This is a genomic window from Bordetella hinzii LMG 13501 (assembly GCF_001548475.1).
Classification (GTDB): Bacteria; Pseudomonadota; Gammaproteobacteria; order Burkholderiales; family Burkholderiaceae_B; genus Bordetella; species Bordetella hinzii.
The window spans coordinates 33645-56815 of sequence record NZ_LRUJ01000032.1 but is presented as its reverse complement, the minus strand read 5'-3'; the positions used below and the strand labels follow the sequence as shown (position 1 = coordinate 56815).

The following is a 23171-nucleotide window of genomic DNA, read 5'->3' as shown; positions in this document are numbered from 1 at the left end:
CGCAGCCGAAGCCGCCGCCGCGCCAAGCAGCACCGCGCCCAGCCAGGCGCCGCCGGCCGGCGCCTCGGCGGCCGTGTCGCCGCCGCTTGGCTGCGGGGCCTGCCCGCCCGGCGGATTGACATAGAAAGTATGCATGTCGGCCACGGGAAAGCCCTGGTCGAACAATTGGCGGGCCGCCGCCCCCGCCTGGTCAAAGCTGTCGTAATGGGCGGCAATGATCAAGGTCATTGGCAGCTCCTGTACGGAAAAGATCCGGACACGTCCGCTTAATGGCGCGGCGAACCCGGCGCGCCCGGCACCTCGGGCCGCGCCACCCGGGTATGGTTTTCCACATCGCGCACGCCGACACAGGTGTCGGCGCAGTGCTCCACGCCGTGGCGCGTGCGGCCGTCGGGCACCACGCCGTCCAGGCGCACGCAACCCTGGTGGACATCGACCGAGACCTGGCTCACGTCATAACCGCTGTGGCGCAGCTGCTCGCGCACGATCTCGCCCACGCGGGCGTCGCCGTCGATTACCTGGCGCTGGCCGGCCGGGTTTTCACCGAAAAACCCGCCATAGCTGCCCTGTCCCGGATCGGCGCTGCGGCTGCGCAAAGGCAGGTTCTCGTCCAAGGCCCGCACCCCGGGACTGTCGTCCAGGCGCGCCCCGGGATAGCGTCCGCCCTCTTCGTACTCGGGCCCATGCCGGTTGGGCTGGCCATAGCCGAGCTCGGGCGGGCATTCGCCGGGCGGACGGCCATAGCCGGGCTCCTGCGCGCCGACCCGGCCGCTGGCGGCCTTGCCATCGCTGCGCGCCTGCGCCGAAAGCCCGGGCCCATGCCGCAATGGAATCTTCTGCATGATCGCCTCCTGTCATGCGGCAGCGGCGGCCTGGCCGCGCTGCCTCTGCTTGCCTTTCCCATGGTAGGAAGCCGTTGCGCGCCGCAAGTAAGGGAAGGCTACGAGGTGCTTGAGATTACGGCCGCCCGCCGGCGCGGCCGCCCGCGGCCGATGTAACCGTAGGCGGCGCTTACGATTTCGCGGGCGCATGGTGGTCCCGGCGCGGCGCCGCCGGGACCACCGAAACCCGCTATGATGCCGGCACCTTTCTGATCGTCTGCCGCCATGCAAGCCCTGCCGCTGTTGATTGTCCAATTGGGCCGTCCGCCCGAAGATGTGGTGCGCCACGCCGGCGAACAAGCCGCCTGGTTCGCCGCCGAGCTGGCCGGCCAGCCGCTGGCCGTGGTCCGCCCGCATGAGGGCCAGGCCTTGCCCGAGGCGGGCAGCTTCCGCGGCGCCATCCTCAGCGGCGCCTGGGAAATGGTCACCGACCGCCTCGACTGGAGCGAACGCACCGCGGCCTGGCTGCGCGGGATCATCGCCGCCGGCAAGCCCGTGCTGGGCGTGTGCTACGGCCACCAGCTCATGGCCCACGCACTGGGCGGCGTCGTGGACTACCATCCGGACGGTCCCGAAATGGGCACGCAGCGGGTGCACTGCCTGCCCGGCGCGGCCGACGACGCCCTGCTCTCGGCCCTGCCGCCGCAGTTCGACGCCCAGCTCACCCATGAACAAAGCGTGCTGCGCCCGCCGCCCGGCGCCGTGACGCTGGGCCGCAGCGCCCATGATGCGCGGCAGATCCTGCGCTACGGCCCGCGCGCCTGGTCGCTGCAGTTCCATCCCGAGATCACCCCCTCGCTGCTGCATTACTGCATCGCGCGCAGGCGCCAGGCCCTGGGCGGCCTGGGCCTGGATGTGGACGGCCTGCTGCGCGGCGTGCGCGCCACGCCCGAGGCCACGGGACTGCTGCGGCGCTTCGCGGCGCTGGCCTAGCGCCGCGGGCTACACTGCGCCAGGCGCGGCCATCCGGCGGCGCACGTCCTCGTCAAGCCAACCGCGACCATGTCTGCTGCCCTGCGTCCCGCCTTGCCCATCCTGATCGGCGCCTCGGTCATGCTCAGCCTGGCGATGGGCTTGCGGCAGAGCCTGGGCATCTTCCTGCCGCCGCTCACGCAAGACCTGGGCATTTCGGTCAGCGACTTCACCATCGCGATCTCGACACAGAACCTCTTCTGGGGCGTGCTGCAGCCTTTCGCCGGCGCGCTGGTCGTCCGCTGGGGCTTTCGGCCCTTGATGGTGGGCGGCGCGCTGCTCTACATCCTGGGCATGGTGCTGCTCACCACCGCGCAAGGCATGCTGGGCGTGCTCTTGGGCGCCGGTTTCGCGGTCGGCGCGGCGCTGGCGGCCACCGGTAGCGCGGTGGCCATGGCGGCCTCGGTACGTCCGGTGCCGCCGGCCATGCGCAGCCTGGTGCTGGGCATCGTATCGGCCGCCGGCTCCCTGGGCGCCATGCTGGCCGCGCCCCTGGGCCAGGCCGTCGCCCAGGCCTGGGACTGGCGCATGGGCGGGGTGTCGTTCGTCGTGCTGGCGCTGTTCATGCTGCCGGCGGCCTGGCATGCCGGGCGCGTGGACCGCCTGCCGCGCCCGCCCGCGCCGGCCGGCGGCGAACAGAACGCCCGCCAGGCGCTGTCGATGGCCATGAAGAATCTGCCCTTCGTGGTCATGGCCGTGGCCTATTTCGTCTGCGGCATGCAACTGGTCTTCCTGACCACCCATCTGCCTTCCTATCTGGACCTGTGCGGCATGGACCCCATGCTCTCGGCCAAGGCGCTGGCCACCATCGGCGCCTTCAACGCCATGGGCAGTCTCTTCTTCGGCTGGGCGGGCGGACGCTGGAACAAGCAGACCCTGCTGGGCTTGATCTATCTGCTGCGCTCGCTGACCTTCATCTGGTATTTCCGCAGCCTGCCCACGCCGGAGACCACCCTGGTCTTCGCGGCCGTGATCGGCTTTCTGTGGCTGGGCGTGGCGCCCCTGGTCACCGGCTGGATCGCCCAGACCTTCGGCCTGCGCTGGCAGGCCATGCTGACCGGCGTGGCTTTCTGCAGCCACCAGCTGGGCAGCTTTGCCGGCGCCATCGGCGGCGGCCTGGCCTACGACCTGCTGCACAGCTATACCCTGGCCTGGCAGATCGGCGCCGGCCTGGGCATCGCCGCCGGCCTGGTGCAGATGCTTGCTGCCTACCTGGCCGGCCCGCGCGGCCCCCTGCCCACGGCCGGCGCGCGGCCCTAAGCGCGGCGCACGCGCTTGAGCACGGCCTGGCCGCTGGCCATCACGGCCGCGCCCACGCGGATATCGCCCTGCACGAACACCAGGCTGCTGGTGGCGCGCAGGACCGTGCCGCGCGCTTCCAGGAACTGCCCGGGACGGGCAGCGGCCAGGTAGTGGGTGTCCAGCTGCACGGTCACGCAGGGCTGGCGCTGCAAGGCCTCCCAGGCCACGGCGCTCAGGGCCTGGTCCATCAGCGTGGCCAGCAGCCCGCCATGCACCAGGCCGGCCTGGTTGGCATGCTGTTCGCCGGTCAGCAGGCCATAGGCCCAGCCATCGCCCTCGCGCCGGCTCCACAGCGGCCCGACCAGGGCCGAAAAACCCATGCCGCGGCGCTCGCCCCAGCCGGCTTCGCGCAGCATGTCGTGAGTCAGGTTCTTGTCCATGCGCTCAGCTCCTGGCCGCCAGCAGCTCCGAGAGCGCCGCGGCCTCGGCCTGCAGTTCCTTGGCCAGCGCGGGCGCCCGCGCCGCGCTGAGCTGGTTGGCCAGCGCGGCGGCCACCAGCGTATGGGTCAGCCGTCCATGCCGGTCGAGCACCGGCACGGCCACCAGCGCCACGCCATTGATGTAGTTGCCGCGGTCGATGCTGTAGCCCTTGCGCCGCACGTTCTCGACCTCGCGCCGCCAGGCCTCGATATCGGGCGGCTGGTCCCAGCGCAAGGCCTTGAATCGGCGCTCGATCTCGCCATCGCCCACCTCCGAATAGGCCGCCACCAGGCGGCCGGTGGCGCTGATGAGCGCCGGAAAGCGGCTGCCCACATCGACATGCAGGCGAAACGGCGCGCGCGAGCGCGACAGGGCCACGACCACCATGTGCTCAAGGCCCGTGACCTCCACGCCGATGGCCGTGACGCCGGCTTCGTTGGCCAGCCGGTCGAGCACGGGCTGCACCAGCGCCGGAAAGGGATTGCTCTCGATCACGCTGCGCGCCAGCGCCAGCATGCCCACGCCCAGGCTGTAGCGCTTGGCGGCATCGACCTTGACCAGACCCTCGTCGGCCAGGACACGCAGGATGTGCAGGCAGGTGCTGGTGACCATGTCCAGCTCCTCCGAGATCGCCTTCAAGGTGCGCGGCTCCCCGCCGCGGCCCAGCAGCCTGAGGATGGCGATGGCGCGCGTGACGGCGGGCACTTGCCGCAGGCGCGGACCTTCTTTCGACTCGCTTGCATTCATGGGGGGCTGTCTCCTTCTATCGACGGCAAGCATACGACGCTTTTGACCGCGGCGGCATTCGTCGCCTCTCTATAATTGTACATAGACAATTCATGAACGCTATTGACAATTTTATAGTGGGCGCGCAAAGTGTGATCCAACAACACGAGGAGACAAGGCGTCATGACCCAGTTGACGGATTACCTCTCTTACGCCGACGCCCAGGCGCATTGCTCGCCCGAAAAACTGTGGGCCCTGTTCGACGGCGACAGCGAGCGCATGAACATCGCCCACGAATGCATCGACCGCCATGCCGGCAGCGGCCGCCCCGCCGTCATCCTGGTGCGCGCCAACGGCCAGGACGAGACCATCGGCTTCGCTGAATTGGCGCGCGATTCCTCGCGTTTCGCCCATGCCCTGGCCGCCCGCGGCGTGGAGCCCGGCGACCGCGTCGCCGTCATGCTGGAGCCCTCGCGCGAGTTCTACGTCGCGCTGTTCGGCGCCATCAAGATGGGCGCCATCGCCGTGCCGCTGTTCACGCTCTTCGGGCCGGACGGCATCCGCCTGCGCATCGAGGACTGCCGCCCGCGCCTGCTGATCACCAATGCCGAGAAGGCGCCGCTGGTGCCCGCGCTGCCCGGCCTGGACGTCGAAGTGGCCGACGGGGGTTTCCTGCCCTCGCTGGCCGGCTATCCGGCGCACTACACCGTGGCCACCCGCGCCGACGACCTGGCCATCTTCCAGTACACCTCCGGCACGACGCGCGAATTGCCCGAGGCCGTGCGCCACAGCCACCGGGCCATCGTCACGCTGATGATGGCCGCCCTCTACGGCAGCGGCCTGCGCCCGGGCGACCGTTTCATGTGCCCGTCCTCGCCCGCCTGGGGCCACGGCCTGTGGCACGGCACGCTGGCGCCGCTGGCCCTGGGCATCACCATCGGCGCCTATGCCGGCAAATACCAGGCCGAGCGCCTGCTGCAGGCGCTGCAGGCCCACCGCTTCAACAACCTGTCGGCCGCCGCCACGCACTACCGCATGATGCGCAACAGCGGCGCGGCCGGACACTATCGCTATTACCTCGACAAGCTGTCCTTCACGGGCGAGCCCATCGACAGCGAGACCGCTGACTTCGTCACGGCCACGTTTGGCCGGCCGGCATGCAGCATGTACGGCACCACCGAGATCGGCGTCTGCCTGGTCAACTACCCTGGTGCGCCCGATTTCACCGTCAAGCCCGGCTCGCTGGGCAAGCCCGTGCCCGGCCTGCGCGTGCAGGTGCAGGACGCCGAGGGCCGCCCCTGCCCGCCCGGCGTCACCGGCGAGATCAAGCTGTGGCGGCGCGGCGCATGGGTCGCCACCAAGGATCTGGGGCGCGTCGACGCCGATGGCTATTTCTGGCATGGCGGCCGCGCCGATGACGTCATCATTTCGGCCGGCTGGACCATGAGCGCGGTCGAGATCGAAGACGCCATCCTCAAGCATCCCGACGTCACCGAGGCCGCGGCCATCGGCGTGCCCGACGAACTGCGCGGGCAGGTGGTCAAGGCCTATGTGGTCGCCCGGCGCGACGGCAGCGAGGCCTTCGTCCAGGAGATCCAGGATCTCGTGCGTGGACAGTTGAGCCAGCACGAATATCCGCGCCAGGTCGTCTTCGTGGCCGAGCTGCCCAAGACGCCGGCCGGAAAGATACACCGCAAGAAACTGCGCGAAGCCGCGCTGCCCGCATAACAACCCACGGAGACATCATGCTGACCCAGACGCAACCCCCCCGAAGCTTTCCCAAGATCACCGAGCGCGGCCTGGACGAACTGCGCGCGCGTATCGGCCAGAAGATAGGCGCCACCGCCGAACCGTGGTGCTACGAGGCCACGCGCGACAACATCCGCCACTACGCCCATGGCATCGGCGACGACAACCCGCTGTGGTGCGATCCCGAGTACGCCGCCAACACCCGCCACGGCGGCATCATCGCCCTGCCCAGCTTCCTGTTCTCCACCAGCCGCATCGTCTCGGGCTATGTGGGCGGCCTGCCCGGCGTGCACGCCATGTGGTCGGGCGCCGACTGGACCTGGCACCAGCCCGTGCGGCGCAACGACGTCATCTCCACCGAAGCCTATCTGAAGGACCTCATCGAACACGAGACCCGCTTTGCCGGCCGCGCCGTGCAGCAGATCTACCACGTGGACTTCTTCAACCAGCAGGGCGACAAAGTGGCCGAGGCCGACAGCTGGTGCTTCCGCACCGAGCGCGACCACGCCCGCGAACAAGGCAGCAAGTACAAAGAAGTGCGCGCGCGCGAACCGCGCCGCTACACCCCCGAAGAGATCCGCGAGGCCTACAAGCTCTACGCCCACGAAGACGTGCGCGGCGCGCGCACGCGCTACTGGGAGGACGTGACCGAGGGCGAAGAACTGCCCGTGCTCTTCAAGGGCCCGATGACCGTCACCGGCTTCATCGCCTTCGCCCAAGGCTGGGGCGGCCTGTATATCCGCGCCAACAAGCTGGCCTGGCAGCTGATCGACGCCCACCCCGGCGTGGGCATCACCAACCGCTTCGGCATCCCGGACGTGCCCGAGCGCGTGCACTGGGAAGAAGACTTCGCCCTTGAAGTGGGCGCGCCTGGCGCCTACGACTATGGCCCCGAGCGCAATTCCTGGCTGACCCATCACCTCACCAACTGGATGGGCGACGACGGTTTCCTGCGCAAATCGCATTGCAAGATCCGCCGCCACAATCCGGAGGGCGACATGCTGTTCTTCAAGGGGCGGGTCAAGCGCAAGTACATCGAGGACGGCAAGCATCTGGTCGAGATCGAACAGGAGGCCCGCAACCAGGACGACGAACTCTCGGTGCTGGGCACCGGCGTGGTCGAACTGCCCTCGCGCGGCTGAGCGCCTCCCTTGACCGTCCCGGCCCGCCGGCCGGGGCACGACTCCGTGAGGTAGCGGCCATGCCCGATGCTTCCGAACACCCCTCCCGCCAGGGCGCCCTGGCGGGCGTGCGCGTCATCGACCTGTCCCGCGTACTGGCCGGGCCGCTGTGCACGCAGATGCTGGCCGACCATGGCGCCGATGTCATCAAGATAGAGCCGCCTGCCGGCGACGAAACCCGCGGCCTGGGCCCGCCCTTCACCGCCACCGGCGACGCCGCCTATTTCAGCGCCGTCAACCGCGGCAAGCGCGCGCTCGCGCTGGACTTGGCCCATCCCGAGGGCCGCGAGCTGCTGCTGGCCCTGCTGCACAACGCCGACGTGCTGGTCGAGAACTTCCTGCCGGGCACCATGGCGCGCTGGCAGCTGGATTACGAGACCGTGCTGCGCCCGCGCTTTCCACGCCTGGTCTATTGCGCCATTTCGGGCTTCGGCGCCGGCGGCCCCCTGGGCGGCCTGCCCGGCTATGACGCCATCCTGCAGGCCATGTGCGGCCTGATGAGCGTCAATGGCGAACCGGACAGCGGCCCGACCCGCATCGGCGTGCCCATCGTCGACCACCTGACCGGCTACACCGCCATGTCCGGCATTCTCATGGCCCTGTTCGAGCGCGCCGCCAGCGGACGCGGCCAGCGCGTCGAAGCCACCTTGTTTCGCAGCGCGCTGAGCCTGCTCGTGCCGCATGCCGCCAACTGGATGCATTCGGGCAAGGCGCCTGGCCTGCTGGGCAGCGCCCACCCCAATATCGCGCCCTACGACAAATTCGCCTGCCGCGACGGCCTGGTCTTCCTGGGCATCGTCAACGACAGGCAGTTCCGGCGCTTCTGCGAATGCCTGGGCCTGCATGCGCTGAAGGACGATGCGCGCTACGCCAGCAACGCCGCCCGCCTGGCCCACCGCGACAGCTTGCGCGCGGCCATCGAGGGCGCGCTGGCCATGCGCGAACGCCAGGCGCTATGCCAGGAGCTGATGCGCGCCGGCGTGCCTGCCGGTCCGGTCAATACCGTGCCGGAAGCTTTCGAGCAGGCGCATGCGGCCGATATGCGCGTCCATGCGCGGGACTATCACGGCATCGGCCCGCCGGTCGCCTTGGCGCGCACGCCCGGCCGCCCCGGCGGCGCGCCGCCGCGCTACGCCGAACACACCGAGGAAATCTTGACCGAGGCCGGCTTGGGCCCCGAACGCATCGCGCGGCTGCGCGACAGCGGCGTGCTGCCACGCGCTCCCTGAGCGCGCGGCGGCAGGCACACACAACAACAAGCCTATATCCACCAGGAGACACCGATGAAACGACTGCTTATCGCGGTATGTATGGCAACGCTGTCCTGGCCCGCCATGGCCGATACCTATCCCAGCCGTCCCGTGCGCGTGATCGTGCCCTACCAGGCCGGCCAGGGCACGGATGTCGCCACGCGCTTTCTGGCCGAGCACCTGGCCCGCGCGCTGGGCCAGAGTTTTGTGATCGAGAACCGCCCGGGCGCCGGCGGCAACATCGGCGCCTCCGAAGTCGCGCGCGCCGCGCCCGACGGCTACACGCTGGTCATGGGCACCAACGCCACCCATGTCCTGAATCAATTCCTCTACAGCAACCTGAACTTCAATCCGGAGAAAGACTTCGACCCGGTCATGCTGGTCAGCTCCTTTCCCATGGTCTTTCTCGCGCCAGCCGGCTCGCCCTATCGCAATCTGCAAGACTTGCTCAAGGCCTCGCGCGCCAAGCCCGACAGCGTGGACGTCGGCCTGCCCAGCACGACCGCCCGCCTGGTCCTCGAATTGCTGGAAAAGCAAAGCACCACCCGCATCTCCGGCATCCCCTACAAAGGTTCGGCCACGGCGATGACCGACCTGCTCGGCGGCCGCGTGGCCCTGGGCATCGACACCATCAGCGCCGCGCGCTCCTTCATCGACAGCGGCAAGCTCAAGCCCCTGGCCGTCACCTCGCTCAAGCCCAGCGAATTGCTGCCCGGCGTGCCGGCGGCGGCCAGCGAAGGCGTGACGGGCTTCCAGGTCATCGCCTGGAACGCGCTCTTCGCCCCGCACGGCACGCCACCGGCCGTCATCAAGACCTTGAACGGACAGCTCGCCCGCATCCTGGAGCGGCCCGAGGTGCGCAAGCGCCTGCTGGAACTGGGCCATGAACCGGCCGGCGGCTCGCCGGGAGAGCTGGCCGCCTTCGCGCAGAGCGAGCGCAAGAAATGGGGGCCGTTGATCGAAGAGGCGGGCCTGAAGGCCGATTAGACCGTCGCCCAGTCGCCGCGCAGCTCGCTGTCGCGCAGGATCTGCAGCAGGGTCTCGGCCGGACGGCTCAGGCGGGCCGCCCCCAGGGTGACGAACTCCACGTCGGGCAAGGACGGCAGCCGCGCGGCATTGACCGGCGGCGCCAGCCCGCGCCCGCTCATGAATTGCGGCCTCACGGTCAGCCCCAGGCCGCCGCGGGCGGCCGCGCTGCTGCCGGCCAGCGAGCTGCTGGTGCACACGATGCGCCAGCTGGCGCCGGCCACGGCCAGGGCGTCGAGCACCACCGAGCGCGTCACGCTGGGCTCGGCCGCCAGCACCAGGGGCAACGGCTGGCCCAGATCCACCTCGGTGCCGCTGCGCGCGATCCATTGCAGATGGCTGGTGAACAGCCGCGTGCCGCGCGTATCGCCCAGCCGCCGCTTGCCCACCAGCAGGTCGATGGCGCCGGCGTCCAGCAATTCATACAGCCTGCCCGTCATGGCGATGGTGATCTGCAGCTCCACGTCCGGATGGGCATTGCGGAAGGCGGCCAGGATGCCCGGCAAGGGGCCCAGGGCAATATCGTCGGAACAGCCCAGCCGCACCCGGCCGCGCAGCCGCGGCGAGCGGAACTGCGACTCCGCATGGGCCATGGCCTCCAGGATGACCCGCGCATGGACAAGCATGGCTTCGCCGTCGGGCGTGAGGGCCACCGTATGGGTGTCGCGCGTGAACAGGCGCCGCCCCACCGTGCTTTCCAGGCGGCGGATGTGCTCGCTGACCGTGGACTGGGTCAGGCCCAGCGCCCGGCCGGCGGCCGAGAAGCTGTGCGACGCGGCCACCGTCGCAAAGGTATGCAGCCAGACAGGGTTGAGCATGGGGGATCATCGAGAATTTCGATAGCAGTAAGTGTACCTAACGGATATCCCGATAGACCATCGCTCACTAGAATGGCAATACCGCACGGCGCCACGTGCTTTGCCCGTCTTCAGGACCCCTGTTGTTCATGCCCAAGTCTTCCGCTCACACCGCCATGCTATGGACCGTAGCAGGCGGTTTTTTCATGCAGGCGCTCGATACCACCATCATCAACACGGCCTTGCCGTCGATGGCCGGCAGCCTGGGCGTGTCGGCCTTGGAGATGCATCCCGTGGTGGTGGCCTACACCTTGACCATGGCCCTGCTCACCCCGGCCTCGGGCTGGCTGTCCGACCGTTTCGGCTCACGCCGGGTCTATTTTGTCTCCATCCTGCTGTTCGTGCTGGGATCGATCTTCTGCGCCCTGTCGCAATCCCTGCCGCAATTGGTCGCCGCGCGCGTGGTGCAAGGCGTGGGCGGCGCCATGCTGCTGCCGGTGGGCCGCCTGGCCGTGCTGCGCGCCATCCGCGGCGAGGCCTATGTGGCCGCGCTGGCCATGATTTCCATCGCCGGCCAGGTCGGTCCCATCGTCGGGCCCACCCTGGGCGGCTGGTTCGTGCAATCCATGACCTGGCACACCATCTTCCTGATCAACGTGCCCGTCGGCGCCATCGGCCTGGTGGCGGTATGGAAATACCTGCCCGACGACAGCCTGCCGGATGCGCCTCGCTTCGACTGGCTGGGCGGCGTCCTGCTATCGCTGTGCATGGTGAGTTTTTCGCTGGCGCTGGAAGGTCCGGCGTCTTCGAACCGCCTGCTCACCGCCGGCCTGCTGCTGGCCCTGAGCCTGCTGTCCGTGGCGGCCTATATCTGGCATGCGCGGCGCCACCCCGATCCGCTCTTTCGTCTCAGCCTGTTCCAGGCGCCCAACTTCAGCGTCGGGCTGGCGGGCAACCTGGTCTGTCGCATCGGTTCGAGCGCCGTGCCCTTTCTGCTGCCGCTGCTGATGCAATTGCAGCTGGGCTACAGCCCCCTGCACTCCGGCCTGATGCTGCTGCCGGCCGCCGTGTCCGGGGCCATCGCCAAGAGCTGGATCGCCCCCCTGCTCAAGCGCTACGGCTACACCAGCTTCCTGATCTGGAACACGGTCATCGTGGGCGCCTCCATCGCGGCCTTCGCCACTTTCTCGCCCGTCACCCCGCTGTGGGTGGAAATCGCCGTGCTGTGCCTCTTCGGCGCCAGCAACTCCATGCAGTTCGCCGCCATGAACGGCGTGACGCTCAAGGGCCTGCCGCCCCGCGACGCCGGCAGCGGCAACAGCCTGTTCTCCATGGTGCAGATGCTGGCCATCGGCCTGGGCGTGACCATCGGCGGCGGCCTGGTCTCGCTGTTCGCCGCCGGCGGCGATGCCGCCAACGCCTTCCGCATCGCCTTCGCCGTCACCGGCGCGGTCACGCTGGCCTCCGCCCTGGTGTTCCGCCGCATCGACACCCCGGCCAGACTCACGCCGCAGGCGGCGTGAGCGCCCGCCGCCACGGTAACGCGCCAGCGTTCAAGGCGGGCATGGCAGGCCTGGGGCGCCATCAGGGCAGTACGCTGGCCAGGCTGCTCGCCACCTCGATGAATACCGGTCCCTCGGCGCGCAGCCCCTGCGCAATGGCCGCATCGATCTGCGCGGCCTGCGTGATGCGCTGCGCAGGCATGCCGTAGGCGCGCGCCAGCGCCATGAAATCCGGATTCGACAGCGTGGTGCCGCTCACGCGGCCGGGGTAGTGCCGCTCCTGGTGGATGCGGATGGACGCATAGCTGCCATTGTTGGAGAGAATGAACAGGATGGGCAGGCGGCGCTGCGCCGCCAGGATCATTTCATTGCCCGTCATCAACAGGCCGCCGTCTCCCACCATACAGACCGCGCGCCGCCCGCGCAGGGCCGTGGCGAGGGCCGCGGGCACGCCATAGCCCATGGCCCCGGCGATCGGCGACATCAGGCGCTGCGCAGGCACAAAAGGAAAATGCCGATAGACCGGCGCGGCAAACGTGCCCGCGTCCAGGCAGACGGCGAGGTCGGCCGGCGCCTGGCGCGCGACGCTGCGCACCACGGCCGTGAAATCCACGCCGTCCTGCGGGACGCGATCGGGCCAGGCCGCGCGCGCCTCGTGCAAGCCGCGCAAGCGGGCGATCCAGGCCTGCCGGTCGGCCGGCGCCTGCCCGGCCCGCCCGGCCAGGGCGCGCGCCAGCGCCTGCGGGCTGCAGACCAGGCCATGGTCGGCGGCATGGTTCAGGCCGACGATATGCGGGTCGGGGTAGCAATGCGCCAAGGTCTGAGCCGGCCTGGGCAGCGCCGGAAAAGCATAGCCCTGGGTCGGGATATCGCCCAGGCGGGTGCCCAGCGCCAGGATAAAATCCGCCTCCTCGAACGCGGCGATCTGCGCGGCCGGATTGGCCAGGCCCAGTTCGCCGACATACTGCGGATGCGTGTTCGGAAAGAGGTCATGGCGGCGGAAGGACACCGCCACCGGCAGGGACCAGGCCTGCGCCAGCGCCAACAGCGCCTCGCGGCCCTGCCCGGCCTCCAGGGCGCCGCCGGCGATCAGCAGCGGACGCCGCGCCCGCGTCAGGTCATGCACCAGGGCATCCATGGCCGCGGCGTCGGGCAGGCTGGCCGCATGGGGCACCGCCCGCCAGGCAGGCTGCGCGGCCTCCTGCTGCTGGATGTCCTCGGGAATGACCAGCACGACCGGCCCCGGCGTGCCCGAGGTCGCCATGCGCACGGCCTTGAACGCCGCCTCGGCCAATTGCGCCGGCTCGGTGGGCTCGAAGACCCATTTGGCGATATCCCCGAACATTTTCTGGTAGTCGATCTCCTGGAAGGCTTCGCGCCGCAAATCCTTCTTGGCCACCTGGCCCACCACCATGATGAGGGGCACGGCATCCTGCTGCGCCGTATGCACCGCGATGGCGGCGTTGCTCATGCCCGGGCCCCGGCTGACCAGGGCCACTCCGGGGCGGCCGGTCAGCCGCGCATCGGCCACGGCCATATACCCGGCCCCGCCCTCATGCCGGCAGGTCACGGTGTCGATGCCCGGGAAATCCACCAGGGCATCCAGGATGCCGAGATAGCTCTCCCCGGGGACGAGAAAAACGCGGTCCACGCCGTTGGCGGCAAGGACGTTGAGCAAGGCGTGCGAAGAAGTCTGGAGCATGGCGGGGCGCAGGGCAAAAGAGATGGACCGCATTCTGGGCTCGGCCGGCGGCCGGCTTCAATATCCCCTGCCCGTTATCAGCTATGCCGTCCGGGCATGGCTTGAAGCGGCGATTCCAGGCATCATCGGCGCCATGGACCAAGCCAAGGACGAAGCATGGACATCAAACGCCTGGAGTACTTTCTCAGCGTGGCCGAGCACGGCAGTTTCTCGCGCGCGGCCAGCGTCATCGGCGTGGCCCAGCCCGCGCTGGGCCGCCAGGTCCAGCGTCTGGAGGAAAGCTGCGGCGCCCGCCTGTTCTACCGCCACGGGCGCGGCGTGTCGCTCACGCCCGAGGGCGAGGCCTTCCGCCAGCGCATCCAGCCCTTGATGCGCGAACTGGCCTTGGCCATGACCGGGCTGGCCGACAGCGACCGGGCCGTCACCGGGCTGGTGCGCATCGGCATGACGCCGACCATACTGTCGCTGCTGGGCCTGCCGCTCATCCAGCGCCTGCGCGCGCGCCACCCCGGCCTGCGCCTGAACTTCCTGTCGGGCTATAGCGGCTATGTGCACGAATGGCTGGTCGACGGCCGCCTGGACATCGCCATCCTGCACGACGCGCGGCGCTCGCGCCATATCGGCGTGGACTTCCTGGGCGAGGCGCGCCTGTTCCTGATCTCGGCCCGGCCGCCGGCCCGCCTGCAGCGGGCCGACATGCAGACCCTGGCCGGCTTGCCGCTGGCCCTGCCCAGCGCCACGCACGGGCTGCGCCGCACCCTGGAGGCGGCCGCCGCCCGCGCCCGCGTGGGCCTCAACGTGGAGTACGAACTGGACGACCTCGACCTGATGAAGGCCGTGGCCGTCACCGGCGCGGCCCACACCGTGCTGGCGCTGCCGGCCGTGGCCGGCGAATTGCGCGCTGGCACCCTGCGCGCCACGCCGCTGGGATCGCCCCAGCTGTCGACGCGGCTCATGGTCGCCACCTCGGTGGCGCGCCCGCTCACGCGCGCGGCGCGCAGCGTGGCCGAAGAGCTGGCCCCCACCTTGCGCGACACCCTGGCGCGCAGCGATCTGGACCTGCACATCGAGCCGGCCTAGTACGAAAAAGCATAGCTGATACAAGCGCGGGACCATCGGCGCGCGGCCGGCGGGCGGCCAATAATGTCCGGCAGTCCGCCGTGGCTCCATCACGGCGCATCGACACAGCGCGCCCAGACGCGCATCCGGAGGAAGACCATGATCCGTCGCTGGACCCTTGCCCTGGCCTGCGCGGCCAGCCTGCTGGCCCCCGCCAGCCAGGCCGCCCAGGCGTATCCCAACCATCCCGTGAGCATCGTCGTGCCGGTCGCCGCCGGCGGCTCCATGGACATCGCCGGGCGCGCCCTGGCCCAACACCTGAAAGATGTGCTTGGCCAGCCTGTCATCATCGAGAACAAGCCCGGCGGCAGCGGCAACATCGCCTATGGCCACGTGGCGCGCGCCAAGCCCGACGGCTATACCCTGCTGTTTTCCTATGAGGGCTTCCATGCCGGCAATCCGGCGCTGGCCGGCAACCTGCCCTGGGACCCCGTCAAGAGCTTCACGCCCATCGCCGAAATCACCCGCGGCCCGCACGTCATCACCGTGCCCAAAACCCTGCCCGCCAAGGACTTGCGCGAATTCATCGCCATGGCGCAAAAGCCCGACGCCGATCTCTATTACGGCTCCTCCGGCACCGGCTCCATCCAGCACCTGGGCACCGAGCAGTTCAAACTGCTGACCCATGCCCGCCTGACCCACGTGCCCTACAACGGCGCCGCGCCCGCCATGCAGGACCTGCTGGCCAGCCGCGTGCAGCTGCTGATCACCACCCCGCCCACCGTCATCGGCCAGATCCAGGCCGGCCAGCTGCGCGGCCTGGCCATCACCAGCAGCCGCCGCCACCCCATGTTGCCCGATGTGCCGACCACGGCCGAAGCCGGCCTGCCGGATTTCCAGCTGGAGGCCTGGTTTTCCATCTTCGGCCCGGCCGGCCTGCCGCCCGAGGTCGTGAGCCAGCTGACGCAGGCCATGAAGACCGTGGTGACCTCGCCGGCCTTCCAGGACCAGATCATCAAGCAGGGGAATTACGCCAGCTACCAGCCGCCCGAAGCCGTGGGCGAGCTGCTGAAAAAAGACCTCGCCCACTGGGCCGACGTCGTCAAGCAGGCCGGCATCACGGCTAACTGAAGCCGCGCATGACAAGCGTGTGACCGACGCCGCCGCGCAGCCAGCCTGTCGCGCCGGCGTCACGCGCCCTGCCTACACTGGCCGGCATGATTGCCGTCCTGCTCATGCTGGCCGCCCTGCTGCCCTCCGCGCTGCACGCCGCCGAACGCGACGCCGCCGCCCCGCCCGCCTCCTGCATCGAGGCCGAGGTCAACGGCTATCGCAGCCTCTCCTACGACTGCCTCAACCAGGACATGGCCCAGCGCCTGGCACGGCAACGGCCGCCCCGGCGCGGCGCGCCGGCCGTCTCGGAAGAAGCGCCGCGCCGCCCGCCCAGCGCGCTGGGCATGCCCACGCCGGCCACCTTGGGCAACCGCATGGGCAACACCTTCGGCGTCTCGGCCTTTCCCCAGCGCCCCTGAAGGCGCGCGCTCAGCGCGCGGCGGGCGCCGCGCGGCCGCGCCCCAGAAACCGCGCCAGCACATTGCGCGTGACGCCCTGGGTGTAATAGCAGTTGCGCGTCAGGCCCATGACCCATTCGCAGCTGCCCGCCGTGAAGACCTCGCCCCGGCCGCGCGTGAAGGACACGATCATGCCCGACCCGTACTGGTGGCGGGCGATGGACGCCGGGCTGGCGTCGCCGCTGAGCGCCTCGGCCTTGCGCGCCAGGCCGCCGTCCTTCAGGTAGTAGCGAAAGCCCTCCCCGTCGTGCATTTCCTCGCCGTAGAGGGCGGGCGACATGGCCAGGATCTCGGCGTTGGCCGGCGCGCCGTCTTCATGCGTGGGATACGGCAAGCCATGGCGGAAGGTGTACTCCAGGCCATCGACCTCATAGGCGAAGATCCCCGCCTGCGCGCCCATGACGTCGCCGTAATGCACGTCCAGGCCGGCGAAGGCCCAATGGCGCGGGCGGTAGATGGTGAAGCCCCGGCTGGCGCGCGGCGCGAAACCGCCCCACGACGAGTAGACGCCGCGCATGCCGTTCACGCCGAAGGTCGTCGCCCCCGGGCAATTGACCGCCTGTTCTTCCCAGGCGCCGGTCAGATAGGCATGGTCGGCGCCGCCGCGCACGGGGTCCTCGTCCTTGGCGCGCGCTTTGTAGCAGACCTGGCGGCGGCCCTGGTCCTCCAGGCGGATCTGCCACATGAAGTTGCCTCCGAAGCGCGCCACCGCGCCACCCTCCTCCACGAAGCGGTCGATGGTTTCGCGCATCTGCCGGGTCCAGTATTCATCGTGCCCGGCGATCACTACCGTATCATAGGCCTGCAGCAGCGCCGGACGGTAGTGCAGATCGGTCTGGGTGATCATGTCAAAGGCATAGCCCTCGCGTTCGGCCCACAGCGCGAAGTGGCGCTCGAACTGGGCCCAGCCCGAAGAAGCGTAGTACTGCGCATAGCCATTGGTATAAGCCCACTCCTTGGTCGGATAGCGCGGCGCCTCCCAGGGCTCGCGCGGCAGCGGGTCGCACAGGCGCGGCGCGCCGGGCGGCAGCCACACCAGGCCGCGCGTCCAGGGACGCTGCAAGCTGAGCACCGGCGAGAAGTCGCGCCCTTCGGGACCGTCCACGCCGTCATAGGCGTTGGCCCCGCCCCAATCGTTGTAGGCGGTCCAGGTCGCGGTCGAGAGCAGGAAGAGCAGGCGCCCGGGCGCCTTGGCCTGGCCCGCGGCCGGACGCACGACAAAGAAGTGATGCTGCAGGAAGCGCGAGCCGTCGGCGCGCTGGCACCAGGAGGCCACGCGGTAAAAGCCGCTGGGCGCATCGGCGGGCACCGTCCAGCGATGCGCTTCGGGCCAGCCGCAGCCCTCGCGATAGGCCCGCGCCGGCATGGGCGTGAATTCGCCGGCGATATCATCGGCGGCATGCACGCAGGCCGGCTGCAGGCCATCGCGCCAGATCTCCAGGCTGAAGCGCGGCGCCGTGCTGGAGGCCCGGAACACGACCGTGTCGCCTGGCGCATACGACAGGTCATCGGTATAGACGTAGACCTCGGGCTGGGCCGGGTCTTCGCGCGGCGCTTCGTACCAATGCGACAGATGCCAGCCCTGGTCGGGGTGCATGATGCCGGTGGGACGCGGCCGCTGGTTCAAGGGGCCGAACTCGGGACGTGTGCGGGACATCGCGGGGTTTCCTTGGGGTGGGGTTTCAGCCGCGGGCGTCGATGGTCTCGTGATGATGGCAGGCCACCATCCAGCCGGTCTCCACCTCGCGCAGCAAGGGTTTTTCTTCGCGGCAGCGCTCCGTGGCATGCGGGCAGCGCGGACTCAGGCTGCAGCCCGCGGGCCGGTTGAGCACGCTCAGCAGCTCGCCCTTGATGGGCGGCTCGCGATGGCGGCCCACCTCGGGCCGCGGCACGGCCTTGAGCAAAGCCTGGGTGTAGGGATGGCGCGGCCGCGCATACAGGCCTTCGCGCGCGCCCACTTCCACTACCTCGCCCGCATAGAGCACGGCCACGCGCTGGGAGATGGCGCGCACCACGGCCAGGTCGTGGGCGATGAAGAGATAGCTCAGGCCCAGCTTGTCCTGCAGGTCCATCAGCAGGTTGACGATCTGGGCCTGCATGGACACATCCAGCGATGCCACGGCCTCGTCGCACACCACGAATTCCGGATTCAGCGCCAGGGCGCGCGCGATCACGATGCGCTGGCGCTGGCCGCCCGAGAATTCATGCGGAAAGCGCGTGGCGAAGGATGGCGGCAGCCCCACCATCTCGAACAGTTCGGCGATGCGCTCCTGGCGCTCGCGCGCGCCCAGGCGCCGCGCGATGTCGATCGGTTCGGCCACCGCATCGCCCACGCGCATGCGCGGGTTGAGCGACGAGTAGGGATCCTGGAAGACAAACTGCAGGCGCTGGCGCACCCGCGCCAGGTTGCGCTTGCCGTCGGCACCCGTGATGGAAGCGCCGAACAAGCGTATGTCGCCCTGCGAGGGCGCCAGCAGCCCTATCATCATGCGGCCGATGGTGGACTTGCCCGATCCGGACTCGCCCACCAGGCCCAGCGTCTCGCCGCGGCCAATATCGAAATTGACATCGTCCACCGCGCGCAGCACCGCATGGCCCGCGGCCCGTCCCAGCTTGAAGTCGCGCGTCAGGCCGCGCACTTGAACGATCTCGCTCATACGCCGGCCTCCAGGCTCGCGCGCCGCGGCGGACAGCGCAGGCGCCGGCCCCCGTCGACCGTCTCCAGCGGCACGGGCCGCGACAGGCAGGCGGGTTCGGCCAGCCCACAGCGCGGGCCGAAACGGCAGCCCGCGGGCCAATTGCCCGAGGCCGGGATATTGCCGGGGATGGCCGGCAGCCGGCCCGGCGCGTTGTCCAGCTTGGGAATGGCGCGCAGCAGGCCTTCGGTATAGGGGTGCAGGGGCCGCGCGAACATGCCGGCCGCGTCGGCTTCCTCGACGATATGGCCGGCGTACATGACGATCACGCGCTGGGCGAACTCGGCCACCAGGCCCAGATCATGCGAGATCAGGATGACCGACATGCCGATCTCAGCCTGCAATTCGCGCAGCAGCTGCATGATCTGGGCCTGGATGGTGACATCCAGCGCCGTGGTCGGCTCATCGGCGATCAGCAGCCGGGGCCGGCAGGCGATGGCCATGGCGATCATCACGCGCTGGCGCATGCCGCCCGACAGGCGATGCGGATACTCGTCCACGCGCCGCGCCGCGTCCGGGATGCGCACCATGTCCAGCAGCTCGATGGCCCGGCGCCGCGCCGCGGCGCGGTCCAGGCCCTGGTGGATGCGCAGCGTCTCGCCGATCTGGTCGGCGATGGTCAGCACCGGGTTGAGCGAGGTCATGGGGTCCTGGAAGATCATCGCGATGTCCGAACCGCGCACCCGCCGCAGTTCCCGGTCGTCCAGGGTCAGCAGGTCGCGGCCATCGAAGCGGATGCTGGCCTGCGGCATGCGCGACATGCGGCGATGGTGCAGGCGCAGGATGGATAGCGCGCACACGCTCTTGCCGCTGCCCGACTCGCCCACGATGCCCAGCGAGGCATTGGCTTGCAGCGCGAAGCTGACATTGCTGACCGCCCGCGTCCATCCCGCGTCGCCGCGGAAATCCACGCTCAGGTTCTCGACTTCCAAGAGGCTCATCAGTTGCCCTCCACTTTCAGCCTCGGATCCAGCACGTCGCGCAGGCCATCGCCCAGCAGGTTGATCGCCAGCGCCGACAGGCTGATGGCCAGGCCCGGGAACAGCATGATCCACCAGGCCTCGACCGCATAATCGCGTCCCTCCGAAATGATGTTGCCCCAGCTGGGCATGGGCGGCGGCGGCCCGATGCCCAGGAAGCTCAGCGTGGCCTCGGCCAGGATGGCGTAGGCGAAGATGAACGTCAGCGAGACCAGCAGCGGCGCGAGGGTGTTGGGAAAGATATGGCGCGTGAGAATGCGCCAGGCCCCTGCCCCGCTGATGCGCGCGGCATCGACATAGTCCAGCCGCCGTATCACCAGCACCGACGCGCGCACGATGCGCGCGGTGCGCGGGATGTAGGCGCTGGCCAACGCGATGATCACGCTGTGGATCTGCGGCCCCAGCACGGCGTTGATGCCGATGGCCAGCAGGATGGCCGGAAAGGCCAGCAGCGCATCCATGATGCGCATGAGCAGCGAGTCCAGCCAGCTGAAGTAGCCCGCCGCCATGCCGATCACCGCGCCGCCGATGGCCGCCAGGATGGACACCATGAAACCGATCCAGAGCGACAGCCGCGCGCCGTACAGCACCCGCGTGAAGACATCGCGCCCGTATTGGTCGGCGCCGAAGGGATAGTCCCACGAAGGCGCATGGAAGCGGTTGGCGATCTGCATCGCCATGGGATCGCCCTTGGACAGCCAGGGCGCGCAGACGGCGGCCAGCACGATGAGCGCCAGCACAACGGCCCCCAGCCGGAAGGAGCGGTGCCGCCACAGCCGCTTGAGCACCACGGTTCTGGTGTGGGCGGCGGGCAGCTCCGCCTGGGCCGCCCGGTCGATGGCGATTTCAGTCATAGCGCACCCGGGGGTCGAGGAAGGTATAGACCACGTCGATCAGCACGTTGATGAGCACGAAGGCAAAGCCCAGCAGCAGCATCGTGCCCTGGACGGTCGGATAGTCGCGCGCCATGATGGCCTGCACCAGCAGCCGCCCGATGCCGGGCAGCGCGAAGACCTGCTCGACCACCACGGACCCGCCGATCAGCAGGCTCAGGATGTAGCCGCCGACCGTCACCACCGACACCAGGGTGTTGCGAAACGCATGCTTGCCCACGGTGAAGAATTCCGAGACGCCCTTGGCGCGCGCCGTGCGCACGAAGTCCTGGTCCAGGATCTCCAGCATCTCCGAGCGGGTCATGCGCGCCAGAAAACCGATCTGGAACAAGGCCAGCACAATGGCCGGCTGGACCAGCGCGCCCAGCCATTCCCGGAAGCTGTCTTCCATGGGCACATAGCCCGCCGAGGGCAGCCAGCCCAGATTGACGCTGAACAGGATCACCGACAAGGTGGCGATCCAGAAGCTGGGCACCGACACCCCCACCAGCGCGAAGCCCATCACCGCCGAGTCCAGCCAGGAGTTGCGCCAATACGCGGCGATCATGCCCAGCGCCACGCCCACCGGCAGCGTGATGGCGAAGGCCACCGCCGCCAGCGACAAGGTCACGGGCAGGCGCTCGACCACGGCCTGCAGCACGGGCTGGTTCAGGACCAGCGATTCGCCGAAATTGCCCTGGGCCAGGTGGGTGAGCCACAGCCACAGCTGCTGGGGCAGCGGCCGGTCCAGGCCCAGGCTGTGGCGGATGGCCGCGATGGCCTCCGGCCCGGCCTGGTCGCCGGCGATGATGACCGCCGGGTCGCCGGGCAGCATATGCATCAGGAAAAACGTCAGGATCGCCACGATGAGCATGACCGGCAGGGCCTGGGCGATCCGGGTGGACACGATACGATACATAGGCGGTCCTTACTTGAGCCAGACGTTCCAGAAGTGGTTCATGTAGTAGGGCTCGAAGCCGCCCACCTTGCGCGTGTTCAGGATCTGGACATTGCCCCGGTCGGCCACCTTGATCATGTAGGCCTCGTCGAGCACGCGCTGCTCGATGGTGAGCCAGGCCTGCTTGCGCCCGGCCAGCTCGCCCGTCTTGTAGAAGGTGTCATACGCATCGTCGAGCACCTTGTCGCCCTTGACGTGCGGGAAGTTGTAGATCATGGACTGCCACTGCTGCGGCCCCAGGATGGGGTTGGAGCAGAAACTCGTGGTCGAGACGTTCCAGTTGCCCTTGCCGGTCTGCAGGTTGGAGGCGTTGGTGGTCCAGTCTGTGATGTCGATCTTGACATTCATGCCGGCCTTCTTGAGCTGCTCGGACAGCACCAGGATGGAGTCGCGCATGTAGTCGTAGTTGTTATTGGTCTGCAGGACGATGGGCTCATCCTTGTAACCGGCTTCCTTGAGCAGCTCGCGCGCCTTCTGCGGGTTGTTTTCGTTATAGCGGCCATTGGTCACTTCGCCGCCATAATAGGCGCCGTCCGGATAGACCATGGAGTGGTTCTTGCGCGAGGCCCCGATGACTTTCATGATGTCATCGACATGCACCGCCGTGCGGACGGCCTGGCGCACCTTGGACTTGTCGGTCGGCCCCTGCTGCGAATTGACGATGAAGTATTGCTGGCAGTAGGGATAGACCGTCACTTCCTGCAGATGCTTCTGCGACTTCAGGCGCGCGGCCAGCTCCGGCGGCACGGTCGAGGTGAACACGGCCTCCCCCGTCTGCATGGCCGCCACCCGCGCATTGGCCTCGGGCACGAAATTAAAGCGCACGGTGTCGACATAGGCCGTGCGCTTGCCGGCGAAACCGTCCGGCCCGGCGGCGCTGTCGTCGGGCACATAGTCGGCGAAGCGCTGGATGGTCAGGTGGCTGTCCTTGACCCATTGCCCCAGCTTGAACACCCCCGTGCCGATGACATCGATGCCGCGCGCCGGCTTGTCCTTCTGTTCGGCCGGCAGCACCACAAAGGGATAGACCGGCGTCTTGAGCACGTCCAGGAAAACCGCATTGGGCTTTTTCAGCCGGATGACGAAGGTGTCCGCGTCCGGCGTCTCATAGCCCTCCACATCGTCGAGCACCGCCTTGTTGGGGCTCACGCGCGCGTAGCGCTCGAAGGTGGCTTTCACATCGGCCGAGGTCATGACCTTGCCGTTATGGAATTTCACGCCCTTGCGCAGCAGAAAGGTGAAGGTCTTCTGGTCATCGCTGACCTTGACCTCGCGCGCCAGCAAGGGCTTGGTGTTGTAGTGCGCGTCTATCGTCACCAGGCCCTCGAACAGATGGTGGATGACTTCCAGGTCCACCATGCTGGCCGCGACCTGGGGATCCAGCGTGCCCGGCCCCGACAGGCTGGCATAGACCAGGGTGCCGCCTTTCTTCGGCGCGTCCTGCGCCATCGCCGGCAGCGCCAGGCACAGCGCGGCGCACAGGGCCGCCCGCTTCATCATGAGTGTGGCTTGCATGAGTTTCCCCTT

21 protein-coding genes and 1 pseudogene are annotated in these 23171 nt (G+C 68.9%); 10 read left to right on the top strand and 12 right to left on the bottom strand.

The features are described 5' to 3' along the window. Together AXA74_RS18315 and AXA74_RS18310 are read right to left on the bottom strand one after the other, a co-directional pair. A pseudogene (locus tag AXA74_RS18315) lies at positions 1-228 on the bottom strand (hypothetical protein); the annotation flags it as partial. Between the two features lie 38 nt (positions 229-266). Then, on the bottom strand, positions 267-842 hold the full coding sequence (locus AXA74_RS18310; RefSeq protein WP_029581084.1) for a BON domain-containing protein: 576 nt from the start codon (positions 840-842) through the stop codon (positions 267-269). 264 nt (positions 843-1106) lie between these two features. On the opposite strand from AXA74_RS18310, the gene AXA74_RS18305 reads away from it, so the two are divergent. Continuing rightward, on the top strand, positions 1107-1814 hold the full coding sequence (locus tag AXA74_RS18305; protein WP_032979264.1) for a glutamine amidotransferase: 708 nt from the start codon (positions 1107-1109) through the stop codon (positions 1812-1814). A gap of 69 nt (positions 1815-1883) precedes the next feature. Continuing rightward, a complete protein-coding gene (locus AXA74_RS18300; protein ID WP_032955160.1) occupies positions 1884-3113 on the top strand; it encodes an MFS transporter in 1230 nt (409 codons plus the stop codon). Here the strand turns inward: AXA74_RS18300 and AXA74_RS18295 are convergent. Together AXA74_RS18295 and AXA74_RS18290 are read right to left on the bottom strand one after the other, a co-directional pair. Next, positions 3110-3535: a PaaI family thioesterase gene (locus tag AXA74_RS18295; protein WP_032955152.1), complete on the bottom strand. Its 426-nt coding sequence runs from the start codon at positions 3533-3535 to the stop codon at positions 3110-3112. The two genes, AXA74_RS18300 and AXA74_RS18295, sit on opposite strands and share 4 nt — an antisense overlap. 4 nt (positions 3536-3539) lie before the next feature. Beyond that, entirely contained in the window at positions 3540-4322 is a 783-nt protein-coding gene (locus AXA74_RS18290; protein WP_029581088.1) for an IclR family transcriptional regulator, read from the bottom strand. A 162-nt stretch (positions 4323-4484) separates the two neighbouring features. Between AXA74_RS18290 and AXA74_RS18285 the strand changes: the two genes are divergently transcribed. The 4 genes from AXA74_RS18285 to AXA74_RS18270 are packed head-to-tail and all read left to right on the top strand — an operon-like array spanning position 4485 to position 9468. After that, a complete protein-coding gene (locus AXA74_RS18285) occupies positions 4485-6029 on the top strand; it encodes an acyl-CoA synthetase (RefSeq protein ID WP_032979263.1) in 1545 nt (514 codons plus the stop codon). A gap of 17 nt (positions 6030-6046) precedes the next feature. Then, the gene (locus AXA74_RS18280) at positions 6047-7192 is read left to right on the top strand and encodes an FAS1-like dehydratase domain-containing protein (protein WP_029581090.1); all 1146 of its coding nucleotides are present in this window, start codon (positions 6047-6049) and stop codon (positions 7190-7192) included. Positions 7193-7251: 59 nt separating this feature from the next. Beyond that, complete coding sequence (locus AXA74_RS18275; protein ID WP_029581091.1) at positions 7252-8460, top strand: CaiB/BaiF CoA transferase family protein; 1209 nt, start codon at positions 7252-7254, stop codon at positions 8458-8460. Positions 8461-8514: 54 nt separating this feature from the next. Continuing rightward, positions 8515-9468 (top strand): Bug family tripartite tricarboxylate transporter substrate binding protein, encoded by a 954-nt coding sequence (locus AXA74_RS18270; protein ID WP_032979262.1) that lies wholly within the window; start codon positions 8515-8517, stop codon positions 9466-9468. Here the strand turns inward: AXA74_RS18270 and AXA74_RS18265 are convergent. Beyond that, positions 9465-10325, bottom strand: coding sequence for a LysR family transcriptional regulator (locus AXA74_RS18265; RefSeq protein WP_032979261.1), 861 nt, complete (start codon positions 10323-10325; stop codon positions 9465-9467). The genes AXA74_RS18270 and AXA74_RS18265 overlap by 4 nt on opposite strands. Positions 10326-10453: 128 nt before the next feature. Here AXA74_RS18265 and AXA74_RS18260 point away from each other — a divergent pair, with 128 nt between their 5' ends. Continuing rightward, a complete protein-coding gene (locus AXA74_RS18260) occupies positions 10454-11827 on the top strand; it encodes a DHA2 family efflux MFS transporter permease subunit (RefSeq protein ID WP_080700216.1) in 1374 nt (457 codons plus the stop codon). A 61-nt stretch (positions 11828-11888) separates the two neighbouring features. Here AXA74_RS18260 and AXA74_RS18255 read toward each other — a convergent pair whose 3' ends face one another. After that, positions 11889-13541 (bottom strand): thiamine pyrophosphate-binding protein, encoded by a 1653-nt coding sequence (locus AXA74_RS18255; RefSeq protein ID WP_051593968.1) that lies wholly within the window; start codon positions 13539-13541, stop codon positions 11889-11891. 123 nt (positions 13542-13664) lie between these two features. Between AXA74_RS18255 and AXA74_RS18250 the strand changes: the two genes are divergently transcribed. From AXA74_RS18250 to AXA74_RS18240, 3 genes are all read left to right on the top strand, one after another. Next, positions 13665-14588 (top strand): LysR family transcriptional regulator, encoded by a 924-nt coding sequence (locus AXA74_RS18250; RefSeq protein WP_032955146.1) that lies wholly within the window; start codon positions 13665-13667, stop codon positions 14586-14588. Between the two features lie 138 nt (positions 14589-14726). Beyond that, positions 14727-15698 carry a Bug family tripartite tricarboxylate transporter substrate binding protein gene (locus AXA74_RS18245; RefSeq protein ID WP_029581097.1) on the top strand — a complete coding sequence of 324 codons (972 nt, stop codon included), beginning with the start codon at positions 14727-14729 and terminating at the stop codon, positions 15696-15698. Positions 15699-15784: 86 nt separating this feature from the next. Next, positions 15785-16099: a hypothetical protein gene (locus tag AXA74_RS18240; RefSeq protein WP_029581098.1), complete on the top strand. Its 315-nt coding sequence runs from the start codon at positions 15785-15787 to the stop codon at positions 16097-16099. A gap of 10 nt (positions 16100-16109) precedes the next feature. On the opposite strand, the gene AXA74_RS18235 is transcribed toward AXA74_RS18240, so the two are convergent. From AXA74_RS18235 to AXA74_RS18210, 6 genes are read right to left on the bottom strand one after another with little or no spacing between them, the layout of a single operon-like run. After that, positions 16110-17795, bottom strand: a complete 1686-nt coding sequence (locus AXA74_RS18235; RefSeq protein WP_029581099.1) for a N,N-dimethylformamidase beta subunit family domain-containing protein — start codon at positions 17793-17795, stop codon at positions 16110-16112. Positions 17796-17820: 25 nt separating this feature from the next. Further along, on the bottom strand, positions 17821-18795 hold the full coding sequence (locus AXA74_RS18230; protein ID WP_029581100.1) for an ABC transporter ATP-binding protein: 975 nt from the start codon (positions 18793-18795) through the stop codon (positions 17821-17823). Then, a complete protein-coding gene (locus tag AXA74_RS18225; RefSeq protein ID WP_032979260.1) occupies positions 18792-19775 on the bottom strand; it encodes an ABC transporter ATP-binding protein in 984 nt (327 codons plus the stop codon). Before AXA74_RS18225 ends, AXA74_RS18230 begins: the two co-directional genes overlap by 4 nt. Then, positions 19775-20668: an ABC transporter permease gene (locus AXA74_RS18220; protein ID WP_029581102.1), complete on the bottom strand. Its 894-nt coding sequence runs from the start codon at positions 20666-20668 to the stop codon at positions 19775-19777. The genes AXA74_RS18225 and AXA74_RS18220 overlap by 1 nt, the downstream gene beginning before the upstream one ends. Then, positions 20661-21605 carry an ABC transporter permease gene (locus tag AXA74_RS18215; protein WP_032979259.1) on the bottom strand — a complete coding sequence of 315 codons (945 nt, stop codon included), beginning with the start codon at positions 21603-21605 and terminating at the stop codon, positions 20661-20663. The genes AXA74_RS18220 and AXA74_RS18215 overlap by 8 nt, the downstream gene beginning before the upstream one ends. 9 nt (positions 21606-21614) lie before the next feature. Further along, positions 21615-23159 carry an ABC transporter substrate-binding protein gene (locus AXA74_RS18210; protein WP_197700151.1) on the bottom strand — a complete coding sequence of 515 codons (1545 nt, stop codon included), beginning with the start codon at positions 23157-23159 and terminating at the stop codon, positions 21615-21617. Between the last annotated feature and the right edge of the window lie 12 nt (positions 23160-23171).